Source organism: Nocardia nova (assembly GCF_002933465.1).
Taxonomy (GTDB): domain Bacteria; phylum Actinomycetota; class Actinomycetes; order Mycobacteriales; family Mycobacteriaceae; genus Nocardia; species Nocardia nova_B.
Map to the genome: position 1 here is coordinate 1 of NZ_PSZE01000095.1, position 921 is coordinate 921.

General features: G+C 53.0%; 1 protein-coding gene. It reads right to left on the minus strand.

What is annotated here, in order from left to right; all coding sequences use genetic code 11:
• Positions 1-213: 213 nt before the first annotated feature.
• On the minus strand, positions 214-921 hold a 708-nt coding region (locus C5E41_RS32985), incomplete at its 5' end, for a hypothetical protein (protein ID WP_219823318.1).

The following is a 921-nucleotide window of genomic DNA, read 5'->3' on the forward strand; positions in this document are numbered from 1 at the left end:
ATGGAGCTACCACAGGTTTCTTTGCAAGAACTGCACTTAATTCCAGAGCAAAAAAATGCCTTCTTCCAAGTAAGTTTCACAAGAAAAATCCTTAAGGCCAATTTCTCACAACTGAATCATAGAATCATAGAATCATAGAATATCCTGAGTTGGAAGGGACCCTTAAGGATCATCAAGTCCAACTCTTGACACCGCACAGGTCTACCCAAAAGTTCAGACCATGTGACTAAGTGCACAGTCCAATCTCTTCTTAAATTCAGACAGGCTCGGTGCAGTGACCACTTCCCTGGGGAGCCTGTTCCAGTGTGCAACCACCCTCTCTGTGAAGAACCCCCTCCTGATGTCAAGCCTAAATTTCCCCTGCCTCAGCTTAACCCCGTTCCCGCGGGTCCTGTCACTGGTGTTAATGGAGAAAAGGTCTCCTGCCTCTCGACACCCCCTTACGAGGAAGTTGTAGACTGCAATGAGGTCTCCCCTCAGCCTCCGCTTCTCCAGGCTGAACAGGCCCAGTGCCCTCAGCCGTTCCTCGTACGTCTTCCCCTCCAGGCCTCTCACCATCTTCGTAGCCCTCCTCTGGACACTCTCCAACAGTTTCATGTCCTTTTTATACTGTGGTGCCCAGAACTGCACACAGTACTCGAGGTGAGGCCGCACCAGCGCAGAGTAGAGCGGGACAATCACCTCCCTCGACCTACTAGCGATGCCGTGCTTGATGCACCCCAGGACACGGTTGGCCCTCCTGGCTGCCAGGGCACACTGCTGGCTCATATTCAACTTGCTGTCTACCACCACCCCCAGATCCCTCTCTTCTAGGCTGCTCTCCAGCGTCTCATCGCCCAGTCTGTACGTGCAGCCAGGGTTTCCCCGTCCCAGGTGCAGGACCCGGCACTTGCTCTTATTGAACTTCATGTGGTTGGTGAT